Genomic DNA, 5,735 nt, shown 5'->3' on the forward strand with positions numbered 1-5,735 from the left:
CGCCATGCAAGTGCAACCCATGGCGGCCGAGAAGCTGTCTCAGGCCGCGCCACAAGCCGACGCCGCGATCGCCATCGATGATGTGACCTTGCGTTTCGTCACGCCCGACGGGCACATGATGACGGCGATCCGCGATTTCACGATGACCGTGGCGCGCGGCGAGTTCGCCTGCGTCGTCGGGCCGACCGGCTGCGGCAAGTCGACGACGCTCAACCTGGTCACCGGCCTGTTGCGGCCGACGACCGGCAATGTCCGCGTCATGGGCACGCCGGTCACCGATATCAGCCGGGACATCGGCTTTGTCTTCCAGGCGGATGCGCTGTTTCCCTGGCGCAGTGTCATCGACAATGTCGCCGCCGGTCCACTTTATCGCGGCACGCCAAAGGCGCAGGCCTACGACCGCGCCCGCGACTGGATCGCCCGCGTCGGCCTCGGCCGCTTCGAGAAGCACTATCCGCACCAGCTTTCGGGCGGCATGCGCAAGCGCGTCGCGCTGGCGCAGACCTTCATCAACCAGCCCAAGATCCTTTTGATGGACGAGCCGTTCAGCGCGCTCGACATGCAGACGCGCACCGCCATGCAGGACGAATTGCTGGATCTGTGGTCGGAGCAGAAATCCTCGGTTGTCTTCGTCACCCACGACCTAGAGGAGGCGGTGGCGCTGGCCGACAAGGTCTATGTGCTCACCGCTGGGCCGGGCACGGTCAAGAGCGTCTACCGCATCGACCTGCCGCGCCCCCGCGTCATGGCCGACATCCGCTACGACCCGAACTTCGTCGAGATCGCCAAGGTGATCTGGAACGATCTGCGCGAGGAAGTGCAGCTCGGCCAGAGCCGGACCTTGCAGACCGGACATTGAAAGGAGAAACAGCATGACCGCAATCTCTCCGACCGCCAACCAGGCCGCCGTCCGCGATGCTTCCATCGCCGTTGCCGAAGCCCGGGCGAGGGCAAGGCTGCGCCGCCGCCACGCGCTTGTCATCTCCTTGCGCCTGGCGATCCTGGTCGTCTTCCTTGGCCTGTGGGAACTCGGCGCCGACTACAACATCATCGACCCGTTCTTCTTCGCCAGCCCTTCTGGCATCTGGCAGCAGATCTGGTCGTGGATCACCGAAGGCACCTCGCAAGGCCCACTCTGGCTGCAGATCTACGTGACGCTGGAGGAAACCTTCCTCGGCTTTGTCATCGGTGCCCTTGGCGGCATCGCCGCCGGCATCATCCTCGGCCGCAATCGGCTGTTGGCGGATGTCTTTTCGATCTACATCAAGATCGCCAATTCGGTGCCGCGCGTCGTGCTCGGCTCGGTGTTCATCATCGCGCTCGGCCTCGGCATGGCGTCCAAGGTGGCGCTTGCCGTGGTGATGGTGTTCTTCGTTGTTTTCGCCAACGCCTTCCAGGGTGTGCGCGAGGCCGACAGGGCAATGATCGCCAATGCCCAGATCCTTGGCGCCTCGCCGTTCCAGATCACCCGCACCGTCATCATTCCTTCGGCGATGAGCTGGATCCTCGCCAGCCTGCATGTCAGCTTCGGCTTCGCGCTGGTCGGCGCGGTGGTCGGCGAGTTCCTCGGCGCCAAGCAAGGCATGGGCCTGCTGATCTCGACCGCGCAGGGCGCCTTCAACGCCAATGGCGTGTTCGCCGCGATGATCATCCTGGCTGTCATGGCGCTGGTGGTGGAGTTCATCATCACCCGCTTCGAGAACTATGTCGTGAAGTGGCGGCCGGCGCCGTTCAACGAGCAGGGAACGTGATCGGTCAGACCAGGGGCAGCCTGACCGGTCAGGCCAGCGGCAGCCTGACCTCAACCAACAGACCGCCGGCCGCGCCATCCCCAAGGGTGACGCGGCCGCCGGCATTTTCGACGACCTCGCGTACAATGGCGAGTCCCAGCCCGCTGCCTTCCTCGGTCGAACCGGCAATACGGTAGAAGCGCTCGAAGACATGGTCTCGCTCGTCCGCCGGAATGCCAGGCCCGTCGTCGGCGACCGTCAGCACGGCTTCGCCGTCGATGGCCGCCAGCTTCACCGTGACACTGCCCTCAGCCCGGGAGTAGCGCAGTGCGTTGTCGACGAGGTTGACGATCATCTCGCGCAGCATGGTGCCGTCGCCGATGACCGGAACGGGGCCAGCCTCCTCGAGGCCGAGATCTATTTTGCGATCGATGGCCGTTGGCGCCAGGGTTTCCAGCACGTGCCGGGCGGCTTCCGCCAGGTCAATGCGGTCGGCGCGCGGCCGCCGGCTGCCTGGCTCGGCGCGTGACAGGGTCAAGAGCTGTTCGGCCAGCCGCGCCAGTTTGCCGGAACTCGCCTGCAGCGCCACCAGCGCCTCCTGGCGGGCATCGGCGGCACTTTCGCGAAGCGCATAGCTTGCCTGTGTCGACAGCAGCGCCAGGGGCGTGCGCAGCTGGTGCGCCGCATTGGCGATGAAGCGGCGTTGCGCCGCCATCTGCGCCCGCACGCGCTCCATGTAGGCGTTGAGGGCGTCGATCAGCGGGCGGATCTCGCTTTGCGCACCGGGCACTTCGACGGGGTCAAGGTCGCTGCGGTTTGGCGAGCGTACCGCATCGCGCAGCCGGATCAACGGCGCCAGGCCGCGACGCAAGCCGAGCAGCACGAACACGCCGGCAATCGCCACCAGCGCCAGTTGCTGGGCAAAGGCGCTGAACCAAAGCTGTTTGACCATGGCGTCATGGCCGGCAAGGGTGACGCCCACGGTGACTGATATTGGCGAGTCGTTGCCGGCGCCGATCACCGCATGGCCAAGGGTCAGGAGCCGCAGCTGGTGATCGCGGTAGGCGGCCTCGACACTGGCATGCTGCGGCGCTTCGGGCAGGTCGGGATATCCGGTCAGCAGCCGCCCGCCGGCTGTCTCGACGCGATAGTAGACGCTGTCGCGGTCGCCGGTGTCGAACATCTCGATCGCCGCCGGGGGCACCGTGGCATCGAGCACGCCGTCGACCATGGCGACCTGCTCGGCAATCGCCCGCGCCGATCCGACGAGCATCCGGTCGGTGACCAGGTCCGCGGTCGCCAGTGCGTTGCGCTGGCTGGTCCACAGGTTGATGGTCGCGAGCCCGGCAAGCGGCAGCACCACCCATGCCAGCAATTGCAGGCGGAGGCTGTTGATCCTCATGGCGCCAGGATCGTCACGGCGCCAAATCGTCTTGGCGCAACAGGTAGCCGAGGCCACGCAGTGTGGCGATCTGGACCCGCGACCCGTCGAGCTTCTTGCGCACGCGGTGCACGTAGATCTCGATGGCGCTGGGATCGGCGTCGGTCTCGAAATCGTAGATCGCGGCCGACAATGCCGCCTTGCTCACCGTGCGTCCGGCCTTGACCATCAATTGCTCAAGCACGGCATGCTCGCGCGGTGTCAGCGCCAGCGCCTCGCCGGCAAGCGAAAACAGCCGCGTGTTGGTGTCGAAGACGAGATCACCGCAGGCAACGACCGGCGCGGTGCGGTCATTGGCACGGCGCAATTGCGCGCGGATTCGTGCTTCGAGCTCTTCGATCTGGAAGGGCTTGGCCAGATAGTCGTCGGCGCCCTCATTGAGGCCCTTGACCCGGCCGTCGAGACTGGCGTTTGCGGTCAGCACGATCACCGGCACCCGGTTGCCGCGCGTCCGCAACATTCGCAGCACCTCCAGCCCGCTCATGCGCGGCAGCGCAAGGTCGAGGATGACAAGCGCGTGGTCACCGGCGGCGAGCGCGTGTTCGACATCCTCGCCATCATGGACGATGTCGACGACATAGTTCGCCTGACGCAGGGTCTTGCCCAGCCAATCCGCCAGCTCGCGATTGTCTTCTACAAGCAGCAACCGCATTTCTATCGCTGTCCTGGGGTGCAGGTCACCCGGATTTCCGCCACTTCTTCAACTGGCGCCGCCAAGTCGCGCCCGATTGATGATCGTGCACAAGCGATAATCTCGATCCAACCGCAAGGCAAATGTAGGAGATCCAGAAGTTCAGATGGTGCGCAATCGCTTCAAACCGAACCGTTCAGTTCGATTTCTGTTGACGCACTGTGTAGCAGATGGTGAACGCCGGCCTGGCGAGCGGTCGCGCCTGGTGATGGGCGTTATCGATTAACTGTCTGATTTCAAACAGTTAAATTATGACCGCCGAGACCCTGTGTCAAATTTCAAGGCCTGGATTCGAGCCGCGGGGGAACATCTTCGTGATTGGAATCCGCGGCAGCGCGAGCCCATCTCGGGGTGGTCCGAGCGACGCGAAATTCCTCCCAAGGGCACGCCACTAGACGGACATGACAAATACTGGAGTAATTAAAATGACCAAGATCGCTCTTACCGCCGCCGCCATCCTCGTTGCCACGGGCACTGCTTTTGCCGGCAGCGACAATTATGGCTCGGCCAACGCCAATCAGCCTGCCGTCGCTGTCGACCATTCGATCACCGCTTCGGTCTCCAAGTCGACGCAGACCGTCCAGGCCCCCGCTTCGCAGGGCGCTGACCGCAACCTCTTCGGCCGCTAATCGCGACTGCCGATATCGACCCAACATTGAACTCAGGAGTAACTAAAATGACCAAGATCGCACTCACCGCCGCCGCCATCCTCGTTGCCACGGGCACCGCTTTTGCCGGCAGCGACAACTACGGCTCTTACAATGCCAACCAGCCTGTTGCGAACCAGTCCGTGTCCGACATCGACACCACGCACACCGGCTCGATCCCGAAGTCCGTAAAGACGCAGGGTGATGCCAATGCCAACGTGCCGGCTCAGTCGGGTCAGGGCATCTGGGGTCGTTGATTTCTGAAGTCTGCGACCACAAAGAGCGGTGGGCCTTGCCCGCCGCTCTTGTTTTTTATGCATGAGCAGGATTTCGGCCGACGGCATCGGTGTCGGAGCGCCGATCGTAAATCGAACCAGCTGGTTCAATTTATGTTGACGAATCGTGAACGGATGGCGAGCGCTGGCTCGATGAACCGCCGCATCATGCGTCAGGCACCCTCCTTGTAAGCGTCTGAGATAAACTGATAAAACAGGGTGAGCTCAATCCCTTGGCCGACGTTCGAGGTCCCGATGCCGCGCGTGAGGGAACGTCTTCGTGATTGGAAGTCGGCGCACGAAAAACCCAGATCGAGGTTGTCCGAGCGACGCGAAATTTCCTCCCCAGGGGCACGCCACTAGACGGACAGAATCAGGAATACCGGAGTAAATAGAATGAACAGGATCGCTCTTGCCGCCGCCGCCATCCTCGTTGCCACTGGTGCCGCTTTTGCCGGCAGCGACAACTATGGTTCGGACAATGTCAATCAGCCGGCCGTCACCTCGCACGCGGTCAATGTCGACCACAGCTACACGGCTTCGACCCACAGGCAGGTCAAGCACCGCGACCTCACGCTGACGCCCGATTCGGTCCAGCCGGAATCCGGTCAGGGCAACTGGGGAAACTGACGGCTCAAGCGGATGTGCGGCGGGCTTGACCCGCCGCACCTGCCATGGACACTAGCCCAGGTCCTTCGGCCGCGGGCCCAGGTCCTTGGGCCGCAAGCAATGTGTCAGCCGGGCGGGGGACACGACGGACCAATCGCCTTTGAAGACCACCCGGGCGAGGGCTCCCGTCGGGAATTTTTCCTCAAGTCTTGCGATCGCCTTGGCGTCTGACCCCGGCCCGGCAAGCTGTCTGGCCAACTGCTCCAGGCCCGGATTGTGGCCAATTACCAGCAAGCTGCCGCTCGAAGCGTCGGTTTGACCAATCTGGCTCAGAATGTCCGC

7 protein-coding genes and 1 pseudogene are annotated in these 5,735 nt (G+C 63.6%); 5 read left to right on the forward strand and 3 right to left on the reverse strand.

Annotated elements, in window-relative coordinates; genetic code table 11:
- The first annotated feature begins 4 nt into the window (after positions 1 to 4).
- Complete coding sequence (locus EN879_RS22155; protein WP_013532455.1) at positions 5 to 859, forward strand: ABC transporter ATP-binding protein; 855 nt, start codon at positions 5 to 7, stop codon at positions 857 to 859.
- Between the two features lie 13 nt (positions 860 to 872).
- Positions 873 to 1,751 (forward strand): ABC transporter permease, encoded by an 879-nt coding sequence (locus EN879_RS22160; RefSeq protein ID WP_013532454.1) that lies wholly within the window; start codon positions 873 to 875, stop codon positions 1,749 to 1,751.
- A 28-nt stretch (positions 1,752 to 1,779) separates the two neighbouring features.
- Here EN879_RS22160 and EN879_RS22165 read toward each other — a convergent pair whose 3' ends face one another.
- Together EN879_RS22165 and EN879_RS22170 are read right to left on the reverse strand one after the other, a co-directional pair.
- Complete coding sequence (locus EN879_RS22165; protein WP_013532453.1) at positions 1,780 to 3,132, reverse strand: sensor histidine kinase; 1,353 nt, start codon at positions 3,130 to 3,132, stop codon at positions 1,780 to 1,782.
- Between the two features lie 13 nt (positions 3,133 to 3,145).
- Positions 3,146 to 3,823: a response regulator gene (locus tag EN879_RS22170; RefSeq protein WP_013532452.1), complete on the reverse strand. Its 678-nt coding sequence runs from the start codon at positions 3,821 to 3,823 to the stop codon at positions 3,146 to 3,148.
- Positions 3,824 to 4,287: 464 nt separating this feature from the next.
- Between EN879_RS22170 and EN879_RS22175 the strand changes: the two genes are divergently transcribed.
- From EN879_RS22175 to EN879_RS22185, 3 genes are all read left to right on the forward strand, one after another.
- Positions 4,288 to 4,491 (forward strand): DUF680 domain-containing protein, encoded by a 204-nt coding sequence (locus EN879_RS22175; RefSeq protein WP_013532451.1) that lies wholly within the window; start codon positions 4,288 to 4,290, stop codon positions 4,489 to 4,491.
- Positions 4,492 to 4,538: 47 nt separating this feature from the next.
- Positions 4,539 to 4,766, forward strand: a complete 228-nt coding sequence (locus EN879_RS22180) for a DUF680 domain-containing protein (protein ID WP_013532449.1) — start codon at positions 4,539 to 4,541, stop codon at positions 4,764 to 4,766.
- 414 nt (positions 4,767 to 5,180) lie between these two features.
- On the forward strand, positions 5,181 to 5,414 hold the full coding sequence (locus tag EN879_RS22185; RefSeq protein ID WP_013532448.1) for a DUF680 domain-containing protein: 234 nt from the start codon (positions 5,181 to 5,183) through the stop codon (positions 5,412 to 5,414).
- A 51-nt stretch (positions 5,415 to 5,465) separates the two neighbouring features.
- Here the strand turns inward: EN879_RS22185 and EN879_RS39475 are convergent.
- A pseudogene (locus EN879_RS39475) lies at positions 5,466 to 5,735 on the reverse strand (histidine phosphatase family protein); the annotation flags it as partial.

The sequence above is a fragment of the Mesorhizobium sp. M7A.F.Ca.AU.002.02.1.1 genome (assembly GCF_003998535.1).
In the GTDB taxonomy this organism is placed as follows: domain Bacteria; phylum Pseudomonadota; class Alphaproteobacteria; order Rhizobiales; family Rhizobiaceae; genus Mesorhizobium; species Mesorhizobium ciceri.